We start from the raw sequence: 16,403 nt of genomic DNA, 5'->3' as shown, positions 1-16,403 counted from the left end.
CTGCGGAAACGCGGGGCCCGTTCAGGCTGTTGCGTTGAGATTGAAAATCAACCAAAGTTTTGGGAGTAATCGAATAGAACTCAAGGGTTCAAGGTTGTGTATCTAACGGAAGAGGGCGAGCGTTACCGATCGCCCTCTAGACTATCTATGCAGTCCTCGTGTATCCCACCTATCCAATCACAACGCACTTGGGAACACGGTAATAAGCGCAGTCCTCGTCGGTAAGCACGCCGACAAGATCGGCAAAGGATGTGTATCCATCGTTTTTCTCCGAGTCATTCGGTATGAAAACACGGGGAACATAAATCATATTGCCCTCCGCGTCAGTTGACAATCCCACAGGCATCCTCGCGATAGACTTGTCGATAGAAATCAGTTCGTTCAGCCTGGACATCAGCTCGCGCACCGTCATGGGACGGATCAGGCCGTCGTCCACCCTGGTCACGTACCTGGAAATATCGTTCATGTTGGACATTTGAAGTTCCTTCCTCTGGGGCTTACGGGACGCCGTTCGTCCCGCTTGTTGACATATAGCATAGTTGAATATGGATAGAGATGCAAGATCAACAGGGAAAATAGGATGAAAAGGGCATCGGATAGATCGATGCCCTTTTGTTGGGACTAATTGCCAAACAGATCGCGGTAGCTTTCGTCGTTCCACTCGGCGATAGGGTCATCGCAGCTGTCATCGAGCTCGACCTCAGTTTCGAGCGAATACTCGCCGCAGTTCTCGAAGTCATTCCAGAAGGCATCGCTCTCGATGATCCGGCCCAAACGCTCCAGGGCATCGTTCTCGTCCTTGCCTTCGACGACGACCAGACCTTCACGATGCTCGGTGACCTTGATGGTGAAGTTTTTCATGGGGTATCTCCCCTCGGGTTTGCGGGGTGCCTTTCATCCCGCTTATTGTCATATATTATAGTTTAGTATGGAGTGGAGCGCAAGATCTATTTGGAAATACTTTCGGATAATATCGCGACCTTACGGTCGCTATCGTCTGGGAAAAAGGCATGGAAATAGCGGCTTCGGGAGCCGCTATCATGGGAAAAATGGCACGGAAAAGGGCGACCTTGCGGCCGCCCTTTATTCGATGCTAAGTTACTCAAGACCCCAGACAAACTCCTCACCGAGTTTTTTAAGCATCTTGCGGGCCAAGTCGTCCTTTGCGTAATCGAGTGCGTCGCGGATCTCCGAATTATCGTATCCAGGCTGCTGGCAGGCCTGATACTCATAGCACTCGATGCAGCCGTACTTCTCGCCGAGGGTGAAGGGCTTCCCGTCCTGCTTCTGCGTGAGCTTGAACTCATGGGCGCGGGTATGCTTGCCGTAGTACTCGTTGACGGAAACGTAATTGGCATCGAGAAGCATCTGCCCGACAATCTGGCCGCAGGTCGCGGGGTTGTACTTGACGCCCGACTTCTCGTCCTTCAAGCTCGCCGGCTCGAAATCGGTGTCTGCCATTGCGGCGACGATTGCGGAAATCGTGAGATCGGAAACGACGTAGCAGCTCATAGGGATATCTCCTTACTGGTTTACGGGATGCCTTTCATCCCGCTTCTTGGCATATAGTATAGTTGAATATGGATAGGGATGCAAGTTCAAATCGAGAAAAAAGTTGGAATTAATTGCTCAGCGGAGATTGAAAAAGGGCAACCGTCGCCAATCGCCCCCTGAAACCTTTTACCCAGCGCCGACGCGCGGCCTATCCAATCAAGACGCACTTGGGAACGCGATAAAAGGCGCAATCATCTTCGGCAATGACACCGACCACATCGTCCATCGGATTGCCACCCTCTGACTTCTCCGGCACAAAAACACGGGGGACATAGATGCCGTTTCCCTCAGAATCGACAGAAAGGCCAACAGGCATCTCGGCAACACCCTTGTCGGCAGACATCAACTGTTCCAGCCTGATTGCCAATTCCTTGACCGTCATCGGGCGTATCACGCCGTCATCCAGCCTGGTCATGTAGTTGGAATAATTATTCGTATTTGCCATTTGGAATCCCTTTCACTCGGGTTTGCGGAACGCCTATCGTTCCGCTTGTTGATATATAGTATAGTTGTATTTCTGACGGGATGCAAGATCTGTTTGGGAAAATGGCACGGAAGCAGCAGCGGAAATAGCCGTTGCTTACAGTACGTCCTATTCGCTTTCGCACAGCGATTTCAAAACCATATCTCGAGCCTCTCCCTCGAGTTCCCTATCCGCGACCTTTCGAAAATACTCAGTAGCATGATCGCAGCATGTGCGTTTTTCGCCTGCTGATAGTTCATCCCACTCGCTCTTATATTCATCCTCGGCGCGGTCGGTCAGATAATAATTAAAACCCTCGGTTCCAACCAATGCCGCCAATGCCTCCTCGACCTGTGCTCCATCGTCAACATCGAGCTCAAAGTACCAAGAACGAGTTTCAGTGAACTTAAAGACTTTCTTCATGCCTGTTTCCTTTCCAATACAAGGCGTTCATGGAGATGGATGAGCGCCCACTAAACCAGATGCCCTTTAAAACTCCTGTATCTGCCAAAGGTCGATTAGGGTGTCCAAGACGGCGATCTGGTCTTCCAGAATATCCAAGTCATGCTCCACCTTCTGGAATATATACTCCCCAAAATCACGGTCCTTGGAGTGCAACCTGACCTCAAGCAAAAGCCCGATTCTCTCCATGGCCAGACGCATCCGCCCGTAGTTCACAAGGATGCGATCTCGAAAAACACCCTCCTCAGGTTCCTCAAGCACTTTAATCTTACCGATCATGCGATGCGCCTCGTGGTTCAAGCCTCGAACCCTGGCAATCGTCTCGATTTCCTTTCGATTCGGTTGCATCATATCCTCCTTTTACCCGTGTGCGCCAGAGCGCACACGGCCTTCAATCTACTCGTCGGTTCCGAACATCAAGGCACCGATACCTGCGGTGTAGTGGGAATCGAACCAGCGCCAGACACCTTCGACTAGCGGTTCGCCCTGCTCGAAGATGAACCAATCCGTCCCCAAAACGCCGTCCGGCTCGTCAGGGGTGTAGTCAATCGGAACGTTTCCCAACTCGCGCCATTTGCGCTCGAGAAGCTCATCCGTGTAGGCAGTCATTGGGTACCTCCAAAAGGGTTTGCGGGATGCCTTTCATCCCGCTTATTGACATATAGTATAGTTGAGTATGAGCAGGGAAGCAAGATCGGTCAAGGTAAAAGACACGAACAAAAGGCGATCTCGCGACCGCCTTTTGTTCGGAGCTAGCTGTTATCCTTGAGGACCTCCACGGCATCGTAGATGATGGCCGAAATATAATTGCCGAATCCGGTCATCTGATTGCCATGGAAACAATGCCTCGGCAGGCGCTCGAGGTGCGCGGCGAGGCATTCAAGGTTCTCGATTTCATTCGCGCGAATGAGACGCTTCTCGGCTTTAGACAAGGATTCTTCGAATTCAAGGTTCTTGTCCCTCATGAGCGTGTCGAGATCATAGCCTTCACCGGGCTGGCTCGCCAAATATTCAGCCGCTTCCTTGCATTCCTTTGCAACCTCATCCAGGCTCATCATTTCCTCAGTCATTGTTGTTTCCTTTCTCTGTAGGGTAAGAGTCGATAAGGTGGGGAGCGCCGTTGCACTCCCCCTGTCGGCGGTTACAGCGAGCAGCGGTAGGCTTTGACTACTTGGCTGGCGCACTCGATGCCGTATGCGGCAATAGCCCAAGAGATGGGCAATACGATGCAGTTCAGATAGAGGTAGTAGAACTGGCTGAACCATGCACCGAAAGCAAACGCCGCCGCGCCGATGAGCGCCATGACAATCCTCGGGAAGTAGAAGAGGAAGTCGTCCAGTTTGCGATCCATAGGGTATCTCCCTTCCGGTGTGCGGAACGCCTTTCGTTCCGCTTGATGACATATAGTATAGTTGAATGTTGGCGGGGATACAAGATCAAAATGAGAATAATAACAAAGAGATCTACGAAAAGGGCATCCATTAAAGGATGCCCTTTTGAGTATGACTAAATGGCAAACTATATGTCTCAAAGGAGGCCGATACGGTTCCAAGGCAGGTAGCGCATGACGCAGATGCCTATCACGCTGTCCTCTGATATCGGGCCGAAATAGCGGGAATCTGCGGAGTTTTCCCTGTTGTCTCCCATAACCCAGATTTCGCCCTCGGGGATCTCATAGGGATAGGATATATGCTTGCCCTTTCCAAGATACAGGGGATAGGAATCGCCCTTCGCGTAGTCCTCGGTGATTTTCTTCCCATCGATATAGACCGAACCGTTTTTCATATCGACCGTCTGCCCGGCGCAGGCGATGACACGCTTGCACAGGACGTCTTTCTCGGAGCCCTTCTCGGAGTTCTCGAAGACTATAACGTCCCCCGCCGAGGCGGTTTCACCCAACTCCAGGGTAATCTTCTCAGCTAGCACGCTATCGCCGACTCGAAGCGTATCGCACATCGATTCGGTGGGGATGCTGAACGGCTCAATAACGAACGACCTTATCAGTAGAACCGTGCCGATAGCCGCTAGGATTATCGCGGCGTAGATAACGGCACCCCATGGAATAGGTAGGCGCGTCTCGTTTTCAGACTCTTCCAAAATATCCACCTAGTCCATAAGGCCTTTCATCCCGATTGCAGTCAAGCCGCCTGCGCCCGTGCTTTCCTTCAAGGCGCTCTCCACCATCTGTTTCTCATTGAGGTAGCTGGCCGAGTCGGCTGGGCTGTGACCGCAATCGTCCTCAACATCCGATTCATGGAAATAGACGTACGTTCTCCGAGCCATGACCGAAGGATGCATCCTATATCCAACGGCGTCCGCTTTTGGCGCGAATCCGCGATTGAGCCACTGGTTCAGCGTGCGGAAGCTCGCCCCTAGGTCAGCAGGAAGGTGGTTCTTGATCGGGAGCTCATCCTCCGTATTGGCAGTCACGTCGCGCCCCATAAAAGTCACCGTCGTGTACATGTATGAATCTCCATTCTGAAATCAAATCAATTTACTTTCGTCGCTTCGCCCGTGGCGTAATCAATCCTGTAGCCAGGCTGCACGTTATAGCAGTAGACGTCGAAATCGATGCTCTTGCCCTTATCCGCCAAGGAGTACGCTTGGATGCGGACACCACGGACAACCAATTCGCCGTCACGGAAATCGGGGGTCACCTTGTAGTAGACACGCCCACCGCCGGCAAAGATGAAGTCGCTCACCTGCATCTCATAGGGCAGCATTCCCTCGACGTTCATGTAGCGGGTTCCCGTAATCAGATTGCGCTTCTCGGCGTTCAAGCCGGACAGGCACCACGCTATCAGGTGGCAACGGTTGTACAGGTACTTTCCGTCAAGGGAATCATCGCGAACCGTGTGCCAACCGGAGGGTCTCACCATTCCAATCGAGCCGCGCTTCTCCCCTCGTGCGGGAGCCGTCTCGAGGGAGATGACCATCTCCACGGAGCCGCATCGACCGGTCGAATCGAGATCCGGGAGGACTGGATCGGAGGGTGCCGATTTAGCAGATAGGCCACTCGTGTCCGAAAGGGCTACCGAGGGGTTGCCCGTGTATTCGGGAATCGAAATCGGATTATTTGAGGTTGAGGTGCCATTGGGAGTCTGAGAGGACGTCACGAACTGATTGGCAGTGAAAACACCGAAGAATCCAGCGCCTTGAGCCAAAAACGAGGTGCCTACGGCAAAGGCGAGCGCGATGCCGAACTCTAGCAGCCGTCTGACTTTCGCATTGGAGATTTTCACGGGCAGCTCTTTTCGGTATGTCGGGTCATTTGCCTCGCATCCTTTCGTATCCAAGTACGGATGCGTCTCCCCGACCGATTGAGCATTATTTAGGCAGGATCAGCGCTGTCTAAAAATACGGTACAGCCTGATAAGTCCTATCAGGGCCGCATCGATTGTTCTCCTGTCTTCGGCGCCTTGGGGAAGCGCATTAACTGACGTTGATTTTAGCAGAGAAAACGGCGTGCCGACAGTATTCAGTGAATATAACGACCAAGCGACTGAAAACATCTATGAGATTATGGGGCCAGGGAACCTTGAGGATCAGCGATTCTGACTACCCTGATTGGGTTGCCGAACTCCTTGGCGAGGGCGAAACTTTGGGCGGTGCCTTTGCTCGTACCGTCCCAAAAGGCAATGACGCCGCGCTCGGCAAAGGTCGAGATGTAGGCATGCATCTCGCGGTTCCTTGCGTAACCTGCTCGTTTCCCATATCGGGACCAATCGGCAGGGAAAATCTGCAACGGGTAGCCGTGGCTATGGGCGTAGCGCTCGGCCAAGGCATCGGTACCCGAGCAGCCGCCCGAAACGATCTCGATATCGGTCTTGTCGGCGAGAAGGGCATCGCACTTCGCCTTGAAAGCGTCGTAGTCGGTATAGCCCCTGCTCCCGATTATCATGCAATGGAATGTCATTTGGAAACATCCCTCCATATGGGATTGCGGGACGGAAGACGTCCCGCTTCAGTCATATAGTATAGTTGAATACGAGCAGGAAAACAAGATCAATGCGGCAAAAGAACATCAAAAAAAGCGATCTCACGACCGCCTTAGAAAACGCCCGATCACGCTGCCGGCGCACTAAGAGAAATCATACTCACCCTGGGTGATGCTACCTTGCGGGACGTGTATTCGTGTCTCCTGCCTGCTGAAAAACAACTGATTGCGCGACCATTCGCCAACTATGGGCAATGCATAGTTTAAACGGACGATTTCATAGCTATTGACCGTCTCGACTCTCGCATCCTCGGCGTCCGCGTCCTCGTACACTACCACCGTTTCGGCAGGGTAGCATCTTCTCCGATAACCCTTATCATCTTGCTTCACCATCAGGACGTACTCATCGGTTGAGGTAAGATATCCGAAAGAAAGCGCCGTTGCGCCCGATAGGCTAGATTCCGTCTTGAGCGAGGCAAGGGAGTGGGTCCCTGCAATCTCAGTTTTCTCACCAGCCGATTCAATACTTGTCGGAACTAGAGCCTGAAACAGAACGCAGATGATCGCACCCACGGCAACGACCGATGCGATATATATGCGGAAACGTCTATCGGATGATTTTAAATCGGGTGCGAGCAGACTAAGTAAACTGACTGCGCAGACGAGAATCAGTGCAAGAAATACGTATCTAAACCAATTCATCCGCGCCCCTAACGCTCGGGGTCCATCTTGCGTTCCATTTGCGAATCAACAGAATCCGCGCGGTGTCCTCAGCATCGTCGATTGAGTCGTCAATGCCGTCTGGGCCAATCATATGCATATCGCACTCGCCGCAGTTCATTATCATGCGGACGTCGTAGACAGTAACGCCGTCCGTGCCGTCATACATATCGACGTCGTAGCGGCTCGGTTCTATGTCAGAATTGCCGCAGAAAGGGCGTGGGAGTATATCCAAGACTTTCTCCTCTCAACAGGGTCTGGATTGGGAGACAATCTCCCGCAGACGGTTGGAAACGTCGTTTCCCGTCCCGCAGATAGACTTGCCCTCCCAGTAGACCACCGACGTTATCGATTCAAGGTATTCGGCAAGGTCGATGAGCTCGGTGGGGTCGACGACAACGGCATTGCCATGCGAGCCTCGAATACGATTCTCATCATCAGTATTCAACATTTTCCAGTCCATCCACTATCTCGACAAGCCGACCATCCTCGTACCTGTAGGCCATATATCTGCAGCACCATTCACGCCAGGCTCGGTAAAACGGTTGGCTATTCTGCGAGTCAGCCCAGCCGCAGAAGCCTATGAAGCCGTCGGAGTTGAAACTCACCGCCTCGCGACCGCTCCACTGACCGGGACAGTCGATTTTCAGATATGCTTTCGCGATGCCTCCATCGGGGTTCATCTTGTAGCAGAGGCTATCGTTCTTGCGCCGAGGAATCGTGTAGCGCGGAGTCTTACCCTTGCGACATGATTCGGCACACTCGAGAGCGATATATCCTTGAAGGGCATCGAGGTCATATGGCTCGATGTCCGCATACGTCAATTTGAGGATTTCCCATAAGTAGCGACATTCCTGAGATGTCATGGCAGACGGACTATCCAATATCATTTTCCTACCGTCTTCTCAATTACTCGACCGCAGATGGGGCAGTGGCGGTAGGAATGGGCGCCGTACTTCCCCTCATCGTGGCCGCATTTGTCGCAAATCCATACGCCAACCCGCTCGCGAACGTATCTACATGTCTGCACGTCAATCTTGTCGGCCAAGTCTCTTGCGGCACATTGCTCGACCGCGGGGTATTCCTCGTTGTAGTACTTCACGTCCAAGTCGAGAGCCTTGGCAAGGTCGCAAAGATCCAACAGGCCTCGGCGGCCCAAAGTATCGCCGTCCGATATTTCCTCGAAGACTGCGTCCGAGACTGCATAGCGGAGGGACATGGCGATATCACGACGAATCTGCCTTGCGAAGCCGGAATCACCTACGGGGCGATCGATATAGTCTGCGAGTGTGAGCGCGTCGCGCCTGTCGATGAGAAGCTCCCCTTCGGCGTGATGGCATTCAATGCCCAGCTTAGACAGCGCAGCGGGAACATTGACATATTCACTGACAGGCCTGGGGCCTGCGAGGGCTAGGGCGCGGAGCGCGGCGGCCATCTCGCGGTTCACGTTGGTTAGGTCATCCATATAGAGTCTCGTCCTCGCAAATCAATCTCGATGGGCTTTAGTGCCGTCCGGAATTACCTGAAAAAGCGTCCCTTTGGGGGCCACGACCTTGCGTCCGCAGTAGGGGCAGCTCTTTATGAGTTCGACCCTCCATCCGTTCTTGCAACTATCATCGGGCAGGCGAACCTTGCCGAGCGGGCCGTCCGCCCCGCAAGCGGAGCACGTGAAGTGTCCGGTCTGCGGCCCGTTGAGGTTCTCGCAGATGCCGGGGTCAATCAGGTTCGCAAGCATGCCCAGCGTATCCTCATCGGCAAAGGGCATCTCGTCGGCGACCGTCTCCTCAATGATGCCGCCGATTGCAGCGGGAAAGATGGGTATACCCGCCGCGAAATGACAGTGCGAGTTGTGGCGGAGCCTTGCGGCGAAGTGGATTCGAGTGTCTAAATCGGGCAAATGCGCGGGCGATTCGTAGATATTCATTTCGGCTACATCCTGTCCATTGGAACGCTTGGGGAACGTTCGCATTAACTATAGTTATTATAGCAAACTTTTGGAACGATTATCGGCAGAGCGTAAATCAATTTGAATATAACCGGTAAGCCGTACCTATGGGAGCGGGTGCCGATTGTCTCGGGGTTGAAATTGGATTGCCCACCACGGTCTATCGGACGTGCCTTCATGGGGATTGGGAAATGACCGGTAGACCTCAAGCTCCCACTGCCTGCGATCCGACTTCGCCACGGCATCGAGAATAAAGCCGGTGGCGAGCGAAAGAGCGCAGAGGAACATCAATGCCGCCGCGAGAATCGCAGTCGGGAAGCGGGGCACGACCCCGGTTGCAACGAACTCGTGAATGACGGGGACACCTAGCGCAATCCCCACGATGAAGAATAAAAGCGCGATCAGGGAAAAGAACTTCAGGGGCCGATAGTCCTTGAAAAGGGTGCCGACCATTGCGACGACCTTAATGCCGTCGGACAGGGTATTCAGCTTCGACTCCGATCCCTCGGGTCGGTCCCGATAGTCAATCGGAATACTTTGAATGCGCCAACGGCGGTCAACGGCGTGTATGGATAGCTCGGTCTCAATCTGGAAGCCGTCTGAAAGAACGGGGAACGCCTTGACGAAGGGTTTGGACATGGCACGGTAGCCCGTCATGACGTCGGCGTATTGGTAGCCGTAAATCCACTTGATCATGGCGCGGACCAAATCGTTGCCAAAGCCATGGAACGCACGCCTATTCTCCTTGGCGTACGTCCCGTTGGATAGCCTGTCGCCGACGACCATATCGGCCTGCCCGGCTAGAATCGGCTCGCAAAGGGCTTTCGCTGCTTGAGCAGGGTAGGTATCATCGCCATCCACCATGAGGTAGCAGGCGGCATCGATATCTCGGAACATCTGCCGGCAGACGTTTCCCTTGCCGTGGCGAGGTTCGAATCGGACGGTCGCGCCGTGCCCCATTGCGATTGCAGCCGTTGCGTCAGTCGAGTCGTTGTCATAGACGTAGATCGTCGCGGCTGGCAGCTCGCGTTTGAAATCGTCGACCACCTTGCCGATGGTCTGGGCCTCGTTATAGCAGGGAATGATGACTGCAATCTCGTCTTGATCCACCCAGAGCACTCCCCTATTTGATATCGAGATAGACACACGGAGAACTCCATGCGCCGCCCGCGCGAGTAGCGATGTCAATATAGCTGCGCTTTGAGCGGATAACCTCAGCCTCGGCTATATCGAGCGGCAGGCGAAATAAATCCTCGTGGTCGATATAGGCCGAGCACCTCACCCGTCCGCCAGCTCGGATAATCACGAGTTCGTAGACCCTGGTCTCATGTCGGCAGTATTCGATAACGGTCATGATCAGCCTCCTTTAACTTCCCTATTTGATATCGAGATAGACGCATGGGGCATCCTCTAAACCGCCTGACCGGTTCGCGAGGCGAATCCAGCCGCGCTCTGCGCCGACAACCTCAGCCTCGGCTATATCGAGCGGCAGGCGTAATAAATTCTTGTGGTCGATATAGGCCGAGCACCTCACCCATCCGTTAGCTCGGATAATCACGAGATCGCGCCACTTGGCCTCTTCGCGGCAATACTGGATAACGGTCATTTAACTAACCTTCCGAAAATTTCGCCCGCAAATCGGGCAATAGTTGATGGGAATCCATGCACGGTCGATATCGTTGTCGTGGGAAATCGTCAAATGCGCCCCATGCTGGTCACTGACATCGAGCGTGAGCCCTATCCCCTCAATCAGGTCCATGTCCCCGCTGACGGTATCGATATCGCCCAAGGGCTTGGGATTGTATGGGGAGCACCACGGGCAATAGCCGTTCGAAAAGACCTCGCGCGATGTACGGTAGGAGTATGCACTGTGGTTCACCATTCGGAACAGGAGCTCGGAGACGGATGCAATCCGGCTGCTCCCCGAGCCGATCCTGAGGTCGAATTTTTTTAGTAGCCGCCCATGTGCGTCCGGACAGAAGACAGCCGCGTCCTTGGGGAGCTGCCGAGTCTCGTAGAGCGTCTGGGCGAGATCGGGCGGGCAGACGAGCCAGTTCGCATCGCCCCGGAACGTCAGGCCGTGTCCGCTCTTGAAATCAGCCATGCACGATTTGACCTCGACGAAGACAAATTCGCCGCGCTCAATAGATGAGGGAAACGGCGATAAGCGTTCAGGTCTGAAACCGACGAAATCGACGCGATGGACATCGTCCACCCAGACCTCAGACGAAACCAGAGAGTATTCGCGACGCAGGCGAGCCAAAACGCGTTCGGATAGCTCGCTCGTCGTCTCATCACGCCGTCCCAATTTAAATCTCCCGTCTTTCGATATAGCGTGTGTTCCAAGTCTTGAGGGCGGCGATACAGGCGTTGTATTCGTCCTCGCCCTCGATAATCGATTTGCGTTGGGGACCGTCAATCTCGGCGGTACAGCCTCGGCATCTGCAGGTGGCAGATGAAAGATACAGCGTACGCACGCCCTCGACATACGAGGTGGCTCCCTGTCCGAAAGGGTAAATCGTCACCTGCCTGCTACCGCAGAACGTGCACGGCTCAGCATCGTCAACATCCATGTAGGAGGTATTGTGACAGCCGATAAAGGCCGTCCGCTTCAGCCTGTATTTACGCGTCGGCATGCGTGCGATTAGATGCTGAAAACGGCTCCGCAGCCCAGGCAGTATGCGGCGAAGCGGGTGTGATATGGGATGCCGGTACCGCAACTCGAGCAGGAGGAATGTCCGTTTTTCGACACGATGGTCGCCGTCGGGCGGGCGATATACGCTGCAAGCAGTTCGTAGCAACTGCGTTGGCTCATGGGGTCGAAATCGTCGTCGCAGGTCTCCTGCAGGATATCCTCAAGGGGACGAGGCGCGGAACTCGATTCGGATTCCTCTTTGAGGACCTCTGCAAGTTCAAATCGGTCGCTATCGGAAATATCGACAGCAGTCAGCTGACTCATATCGGATCACGAATCTTTTTTAGGGGTAGGAAAACTCGCCGGTATGCTCAGCGCGGCGGGCTCTATGGCGTGTCGAAGACCATTGTCTGTAGGGAGGGTGAAAAGGGGGTGTGGGGAGTAATGGAATTCAACAGAGTCCGTCGCGCCGAGCATGCCGGCAGCTATATGACGAGGGGGCTGCGGCGCCGTCTTCCACTCAGGCACGTGTCACATAAAGGAAGGAAAGGAGTCAAACAAATGGGGTGTCGGGAAAGCGTGAGACCCGACCCATGAAATAGAATCGATCAAATACGAGGAAGACGACGCCGCAGCCCCTTCGCCAGCCAAGGACAAAGGAGCAGGGCCATGGCGGCAGCATAGACTGATATGACCGCCGCGAAATACACGAGCACCGCAAATGAGAGCATGGCTTAACCCTTGGATGCGGGGGGATGGTCGATGATGTAGTCTCGCTGGCGGCAACCGAGGCCCTTGACTCGACGATTCGGGGCGATGCCAGCTTGGGCCATGAGCTGGGTCGCCTTCGCCTTGCCGATGCCTGGGACGGCGATCAGCAGGCGAACCACGGGAATGCGCCAGTATTTGGGGTCGGCCGAAGCCTGCTCAAAGGTGACGGAACCCTGTCGGACCAAATCGAGTAAGGCCTTGCGCTCTTTTCGGACGGCTGTGGCCTTCTCAAGGTTCTCACGGCGCTGTTCATCGGTCATGACGGGCAGCTTGTTTGCAGAATCGGACATAGGGTCACTCGCTTTCATCTTCGAATAGGTCTTCGTATTGCTCGGGGGTCAGCTCGCAGATAAACGCCTTCATCTCGGAGCGGTCCTTGCTGGAGACGGTGATAAAGGCATAGAAAGGAATTCCGGAATCATCGGGGTTGGAAGCGGTCGCCACCGCGAGCAGCTGCCCCGCGTGGCGAAGCGTCTTGGCAAGCGTCTTCATGCCCTTCGGAATGAGAGCGTCTTTGGGTTCCAAGACCCGCTTGACCTGCCAATCCCGAAGCGAGGTTCCGGTAATATCCTCAATCTCGTCCATTTAAATTCCTTCCCTATCGAGTTCATCGAGTGCTTGGATGACGATATCGGTCGCTATCGCCCAAAGATCGCGCATGCGGATGTGGTGGGTGACGGCTGCGACCTTCATGCGGTCTACCGCCTTGGAATCAATCTTGAAGGAGACCTGCGTCTGGCGCGGGAAGTCAGCCGCAGCGTATTCCTTCGAGTACGCGGCCTTGATCGCCGCCGCCATTCCCTTTACGCATTCATCGCCAAAGGGATAGGGGCCTGTCGATTTGGCAGTTTCCGCAGAGCGCACGGACGGACTCCCCGAACGCCGGCTCAGCATGGCACGCTTCGCGTCGGCCGTGAGATCCATGCGGTTCTTTGATGGTGCGCCCATGGCTATTCGCCGCCCAGATATTCGTCAACGAACTTGCGGAACTCGGCCACGGCGGCATCGTTGGGGCGGAAGCCGAACAGCGGCTCCTTGTTGTTCGCCGCGTCCTCAATCGCCTTGTGCTTCATCGGGCGCGCCGCGTAGAGCTTCGCGTGGCCGAGCTCGGCGATCGCGGGAAGCTGTTCGTCGGCGGCGCGGGATGCGACCTCGTCCTTGCTGTACTTGTTGAGCAGGATGCCGTCGATATTGAGGTCGGGGTTGAACGCATAGTCGGCTTTGATGGACTCGACGAGGTCGTAGACGTTGCCAAAACCGTTAATCGAGAACATCGACGGCTCGGTTACGATAACCACGTCATCTGCCGCGACGAGGGCGTTCAAGGTAGAAAGACCGAGGGACGGGGGGCAATCGATAACGATGTAGTCGTAGACGTCCATCGCAGGCTCCAAGGCCCGCTTCAGGCGAAACTCTCGACCGAGGCCTTGGGAGAGGACCGAATCGAGATCCTTCATCGTGATGTCGCCAGCGATGATGTCGCAACCTTCCATGAACTGGACGCAATCAGAGAGGGATGTCTTGGGCTTCTCGAGCAGATTGAAGACCGTGGGGACGGCAGGAGCGGTCTCGGCCTTCATCCAAGTCGTGATGTTCGCCTGGGCATCCATATCGATCAGAAGAACGTTAAACCCGCGCTCGGCCATGCCCTCGCAGAGGGCCTTGCTCGCGGTGGTTTTCCCGACCCCGCCCTTGTTGTTGATTACTGCAATCGTCCTTGCGACCTGCGCCACGCCATCGGCACCCATCATCGGACTCCCTTCGGTTTCGTGCGACCCCGAACGGAATTACAGACATAGATAGCCTCGGTAACGGGCGGCGTACCGTCCGTTACCTTGCGATATTTATAGATGTCGCTTAGTCATCTTCCTGTCCGTCATCCAGCGCTTGGGGCACGCTTTTGACTTAACTATATGATAACAGCCTATCGGCATAATGCAAGCATTATCTGAGGATTATCGGTGCGTCGTTAGTATTTGCGTGGGATGGGTCCAATCGGCAAAGAAAAGCCCCCGCAACCGTCTGGGTTGCGGGGGAAGAAAATCAGCTGCGGAGCCACATAGCCCTTGAGCTAGAAAAATATGAGCCAGACCGTTCCTAAAAGCAGGGAAACATATCCTGCGGTCGACACAAGGAGATCTAAGATGGCAAGGACGGTTACCGTGTTGATCTGGGCGGTACCGCAGGGAGCCAAGCTCGTAGCGAAACCGAACAAGGGATAGATCGCGGAGACTAGGCAGATTGATTCAAGACCTGCCGTCAACAGGGGGTTCACCCCCGCCAGCTCATCGCGATGCAGCAATCCCATCAGGACGGCAACGATAGCGAGTGTCAGCCAAATCAGAAAGACGCCTGCTTTGATGCCCTTGGTGTCCGCTATCCATGACAGGGGCATCGTGCATCCGAGGAAGTCGAGCAGCAAGGCCGAGACGACCAGCAGGACCGCCATCAGTCAACTGGGCTTTCTGCAGGGTCGGTATCGGTATCGGAGCTCGAAATCAGGCCGTTCAGCAGGGACGGCAGGTCGATTCCCGTGCTGTCCTTCAGGCCAGATGCGACCTGGTCGACAATCGAGGTGGTCTCCTTTACGAGCTTCTGGGCGTTGCCCGAGCCGTACATCTTGATGGAGTCGACGGCTGTCAGCGGCTTCGCGACCTGCTCGGCCACCTGGGGCATGATGTCGATGTAGCGGTTGGCGAGCAGATAGGGGTTCTCCATGCCGTTGTAGGCCTGTGCCTGGGCCTTCACGCCGGCAGCGATGCCCTCTCCCCTGCTCTTCTCGGATGCGCCGTCAGCCTCGCCCTTCAGGCGCGTAGCCTCGGCCTCTGCCGTGGCTTTCGCCTTGATACCCTCGGCGTCCTTCTGAGCGGAATACAGCTCGGCGTCGGAGGCGTTCTGACGCTCGATGCGGGCGGCCTCCGCCTGCTTCGTGCGCTTGTAGAGATCGGCTTCGGCTGCCTGCTCTGCGGCGTAGCGGTCGGCCTCGGCCTGCTTCTTCACGGTCGCGTTCAGCTCGCGCTCCCTCACGTCCGCCTGACGCTCGGCAAGCTCGACCTTCTTGGTCTCCGCGGCGATCTCGGCTTCCTGCTGGGCGATGTAGAGCTCGCGCTGTTTCTCGGCCGTGACGGTTGCTTTCACCATATCGGCCTCGGCCTTTGCCTTGTCGGCCTGCTTCTTGAGGTCGGCCTGCTTCAAGTCGAGCTGATTCTGGCGGATGGCGACCTCCTCGGCCGCCTTGATCTGCGCCAGCTCGGCTTCCTTTTTAATCTCGGCAGCCTGATCGGCGCCCATGGAACGGATGATGCCCTGGGAATCGGAGAAGTCCTGTACGTTGAAGGTGCGCAGCTCGAGGCCCAAATTGGCGAGGTCGTCCTTGGAGCCGTCGAAGACCTTGGCGTTGAAGCTCTCGCGGTCACGCATGAGCTCCTTCAAATCCATCTGGCCGATGACCTCACGCATCTTGCCAAGCATGACCTCGGTGACCTGTCGGGTCATCTCCTCCTTATCCATGTTCAAGTAGTTCTTGGAGGCGGTCTCGATCAGCTCGGGGGTCTGGCCGATCTGGAAGTTGGCGACCGCGCAGGCATGGATGAGAATCGCATCCTGAGTGGGGATCTCATTCTCGGTGGTCAGCTGCACCTGCACGGCACCGAGGGAGAGGGTGTCGACGCGCTGGAGGAGCGGGATAACGAAGGTGCCCTTGCCGGAGACGCTGCGCATCTTACCGGCACCGGAGACGATCATGAGCTTGTCCGGCGGGCATTTGCGCCAGCAACTCTCGAACACCATCGCCACGACCAAGATGCCGACGATGATGGGGAGCAGGCCGAAGATTACAGATTCGAAGAGCATGCAGCTTCCTTTCTTTAAGGGCGGTCCTGTCAGGGCCGCCCGGTGATAAACAGTTGCTTGTGAG

Annotated in this window: 29 protein-coding genes; all 29 read right to left on the bottom strand. The window is 55.2% G+C overall.

Going from position 1 to position 16,403, the window contains the following annotated elements:
- Positions 1-169: 169 nt before the first annotated feature.
- The 29 genes from DWZ01_RS01860 to DWZ01_RS01710 all read right to left on the bottom strand — a co-directional run bounded on the left by DWZ01_RS01860 (position 170) and on the right by DWZ01_RS01710 (position 16,339).
- Entirely contained in the window at positions 170-475 is a 306-nt protein-coding gene (locus DWZ01_RS01860; RefSeq protein ID WP_117847809.1) for a hypothetical protein, read from the bottom strand.
- Positions 476-621: 146 nt separating this feature from the next.
- The gene (locus tag DWZ01_RS01855; RefSeq protein ID WP_117847808.1) at positions 622-861 is read right to left on the bottom strand and encodes a hypothetical protein; all 240 of its coding nucleotides are present in this window, start codon (positions 859-861) and stop codon (positions 622-624) included.
- A gap of 237 nt (positions 862-1,098) precedes the next feature.
- The gene (locus DWZ01_RS01850) at positions 1,099-1,512 is read right to left on the bottom strand and encodes a hypothetical protein (RefSeq protein ID WP_117847806.1); all 414 of its coding nucleotides are present in this window, start codon (positions 1,510-1,512) and stop codon (positions 1,099-1,101) included.
- A gap of 190 nt (positions 1,513-1,702) precedes the next feature.
- Complete coding sequence (locus DWZ01_RS01845; protein ID WP_117847805.1) at positions 1,703-1,999, bottom strand: hypothetical protein; 297 nt, start codon at positions 1,997-1,999, stop codon at positions 1,703-1,705.
- 147 nt (positions 2,000-2,146) lie between these two features.
- Positions 2,147-2,440 carry a hypothetical protein gene (locus tag DWZ01_RS01840; RefSeq protein WP_117847803.1) on the bottom strand — a complete coding sequence of 98 codons (294 nt, stop codon included), beginning with the start codon at positions 2,438-2,440 and terminating at the stop codon, positions 2,147-2,149.
- 66 nt (positions 2,441-2,506) lie between these two features.
- The gene (locus tag DWZ01_RS01835; RefSeq protein WP_147332607.1) at positions 2,507-2,830 is read right to left on the bottom strand and encodes a hypothetical protein; all 324 of its coding nucleotides are present in this window, start codon (positions 2,828-2,830) and stop codon (positions 2,507-2,509) included.
- 45 nt (positions 2,831-2,875) lie between these two features.
- Positions 2,876-3,088, bottom strand: a complete 213-nt coding sequence (locus tag DWZ01_RS01830; RefSeq protein WP_117847800.1) for a hypothetical protein — start codon at positions 3,086-3,088, stop codon at positions 2,876-2,878.
- Positions 3,089-3,231: 143 nt separating this feature from the next.
- Positions 3,232-3,549: a hypothetical protein gene (locus DWZ01_RS01825; protein ID WP_117843566.1), complete on the bottom strand. Its 318-nt coding sequence runs from the start codon at positions 3,547-3,549 to the stop codon at positions 3,232-3,234.
- A gap of 71 nt (positions 3,550-3,620) precedes the next feature.
- Positions 3,621-3,830 (bottom strand): hypothetical protein, encoded by a 210-nt coding sequence (locus tag DWZ01_RS01820; RefSeq protein ID WP_117843567.1) that lies wholly within the window; start codon positions 3,828-3,830, stop codon positions 3,621-3,623.
- A gap of 176 nt (positions 3,831-4,006) precedes the next feature.
- Positions 4,007-4,585 (bottom strand): signal peptidase I, encoded by a 579-nt coding sequence (gene lepB, locus DWZ01_RS01815; protein ID WP_117847798.1) that lies wholly within the window; start codon positions 4,583-4,585, stop codon positions 4,007-4,009.
- Positions 4,586-4,942, bottom strand: a complete 357-nt coding sequence (locus DWZ01_RS01810; protein ID WP_117847797.1) for a hypothetical protein — start codon at positions 4,940-4,942, stop codon at positions 4,586-4,588.
- A 26-nt stretch (positions 4,943-4,968) separates the two neighbouring features.
- On the bottom strand, positions 4,969-5,721 hold the full coding sequence (locus tag DWZ01_RS10760; protein ID WP_199412362.1) for a DNA/RNA non-specific endonuclease: 753 nt from the start codon (positions 5,719-5,721) through the stop codon (positions 4,969-4,971).
- Between the two features lie 278 nt (positions 5,722-5,999).
- Positions 6,000-6,380 carry a DUF2493 domain-containing protein gene (locus DWZ01_RS01800; protein ID WP_158556972.1) on the bottom strand — a complete coding sequence of 127 codons (381 nt, stop codon included), beginning with the start codon at positions 6,378-6,380 and terminating at the stop codon, positions 6,000-6,002.
- Between the two features lie 180 nt (positions 6,381-6,560).
- The gene (locus DWZ01_RS01795) at positions 6,561-7,118 is read right to left on the bottom strand and encodes a hypothetical protein (RefSeq protein WP_117847793.1); all 558 of its coding nucleotides are present in this window, start codon (positions 7,116-7,118) and stop codon (positions 6,561-6,563) included.
- Between the two features lie 265 nt (positions 7,119-7,383).
- Positions 7,384-7,587, bottom strand: a complete 204-nt coding sequence (locus DWZ01_RS01785; RefSeq protein WP_117847789.1) for a hypothetical protein — start codon at positions 7,585-7,587, stop codon at positions 7,384-7,386.
- A 435-nt stretch (positions 7,588-8,022) separates the two neighbouring features.
- Positions 8,023-8,601, bottom strand: coding sequence for a hypothetical protein (locus tag DWZ01_RS01775; RefSeq protein WP_117847785.1), 579 nt, complete (start codon positions 8,599-8,601; stop codon positions 8,023-8,025).
- A 21-nt stretch (positions 8,602-8,622) separates the two neighbouring features.
- Positions 8,623-9,060 carry a hypothetical protein gene (locus DWZ01_RS01770; RefSeq protein WP_117847783.1) on the bottom strand — a complete coding sequence of 146 codons (438 nt, stop codon included), beginning with the start codon at positions 9,058-9,060 and terminating at the stop codon, positions 8,623-8,625.
- Positions 9,061-9,186: 126 nt separating this feature from the next.
- A complete protein-coding gene (locus DWZ01_RS01765) occupies positions 9,187-10,191 on the bottom strand; it encodes a glycosyltransferase family 2 protein (protein ID WP_199412361.1) in 1,005 nt (334 codons plus the stop codon).
- A 13-nt stretch (positions 10,192-10,204) separates the two neighbouring features.
- Positions 10,205-10,435: a hypothetical protein gene (locus tag DWZ01_RS01760; protein WP_117843576.1), complete on the bottom strand. Its 231-nt coding sequence runs from the start codon at positions 10,433-10,435 to the stop codon at positions 10,205-10,207.
- 21 nt (positions 10,436-10,456) lie between these two features.
- Complete coding sequence (locus DWZ01_RS01755) at positions 10,457-10,687, bottom strand: hypothetical protein (RefSeq protein ID WP_117847781.1); 231 nt, start codon at positions 10,685-10,687, stop codon at positions 10,457-10,459.
- Positions 10,688-11,296 carry a hypothetical protein gene (locus tag DWZ01_RS01750; protein WP_158556971.1) on the bottom strand — a complete coding sequence of 203 codons (609 nt, stop codon included), beginning with the start codon at positions 11,294-11,296 and terminating at the stop codon, positions 10,688-10,690.
- Between the two features lie 94 nt (positions 11,297-11,390).
- Positions 11,391-11,717, bottom strand: a complete 327-nt coding sequence (locus DWZ01_RS01745; RefSeq protein ID WP_117847778.1) for a hypothetical protein — start codon at positions 11,715-11,717, stop codon at positions 11,391-11,393.
- A gap of 8 nt (positions 11,718-11,725) precedes the next feature.
- Entirely contained in the window at positions 11,726-12,040 is a 315-nt protein-coding gene (locus DWZ01_RS01740; protein ID WP_117847776.1) for a hypothetical protein, read from the bottom strand.
- Between the two features lie 410 nt (positions 12,041-12,450).
- Positions 12,451-12,777: an integration host factor, actinobacterial type gene (gene mihF / locus DWZ01_RS01735; RefSeq protein WP_117847774.1), complete on the bottom strand. Its 327-nt coding sequence runs from the start codon at positions 12,775-12,777 to the stop codon at positions 12,451-12,453.
- Between the two features lie 4 nt (positions 12,778-12,781).
- On the bottom strand, positions 12,782-13,072 hold the full coding sequence (locus DWZ01_RS01730; protein WP_117758952.1) for a hypothetical protein: 291 nt from the start codon (positions 13,070-13,072) through the stop codon (positions 12,782-12,784).
- Positions 13,073-13,435 (bottom strand): hypothetical protein, encoded by a 363-nt coding sequence (locus DWZ01_RS01725; RefSeq protein WP_118072011.1) that lies wholly within the window; start codon positions 13,433-13,435, stop codon positions 13,073-13,075.
- Positions 13,436-13,437: 2 nt separating this feature from the next.
- Entirely contained in the window at positions 13,438-14,238 is an 801-nt protein-coding gene (locus DWZ01_RS01720; RefSeq protein WP_117847772.1) for a ParA family protein, read from the bottom strand.
- Positions 14,239-14,558: 320 nt separating this feature from the next.
- Positions 14,559-14,936: a hypothetical protein gene (locus DWZ01_RS01715; protein WP_117758955.1), complete on the bottom strand. Its 378-nt coding sequence runs from the start codon at positions 14,934-14,936 to the stop codon at positions 14,559-14,561.
- On the bottom strand, positions 14,936-16,339 hold the full coding sequence (locus DWZ01_RS01710; RefSeq protein WP_117847770.1) for a flotillin family protein: 1,404 nt from the start codon (positions 16,337-16,339) through the stop codon (positions 14,936-14,938). The genes DWZ01_RS01715 and DWZ01_RS01710 overlap by 1 nt, the downstream gene beginning before the upstream one ends.
- Between the last annotated feature and the right edge of the window lie 64 nt (positions 16,340-16,403).

Source organism: Collinsella sp. AF28-5AC (genome assembly GCF_003457875.1).
Classification (GTDB): domain Bacteria; phylum Actinomycetota; class Coriobacteriia; order Coriobacteriales; family Coriobacteriaceae; genus Collinsella.
This window is presented reverse-complemented; position numbering and strand designations above follow the sequence as displayed.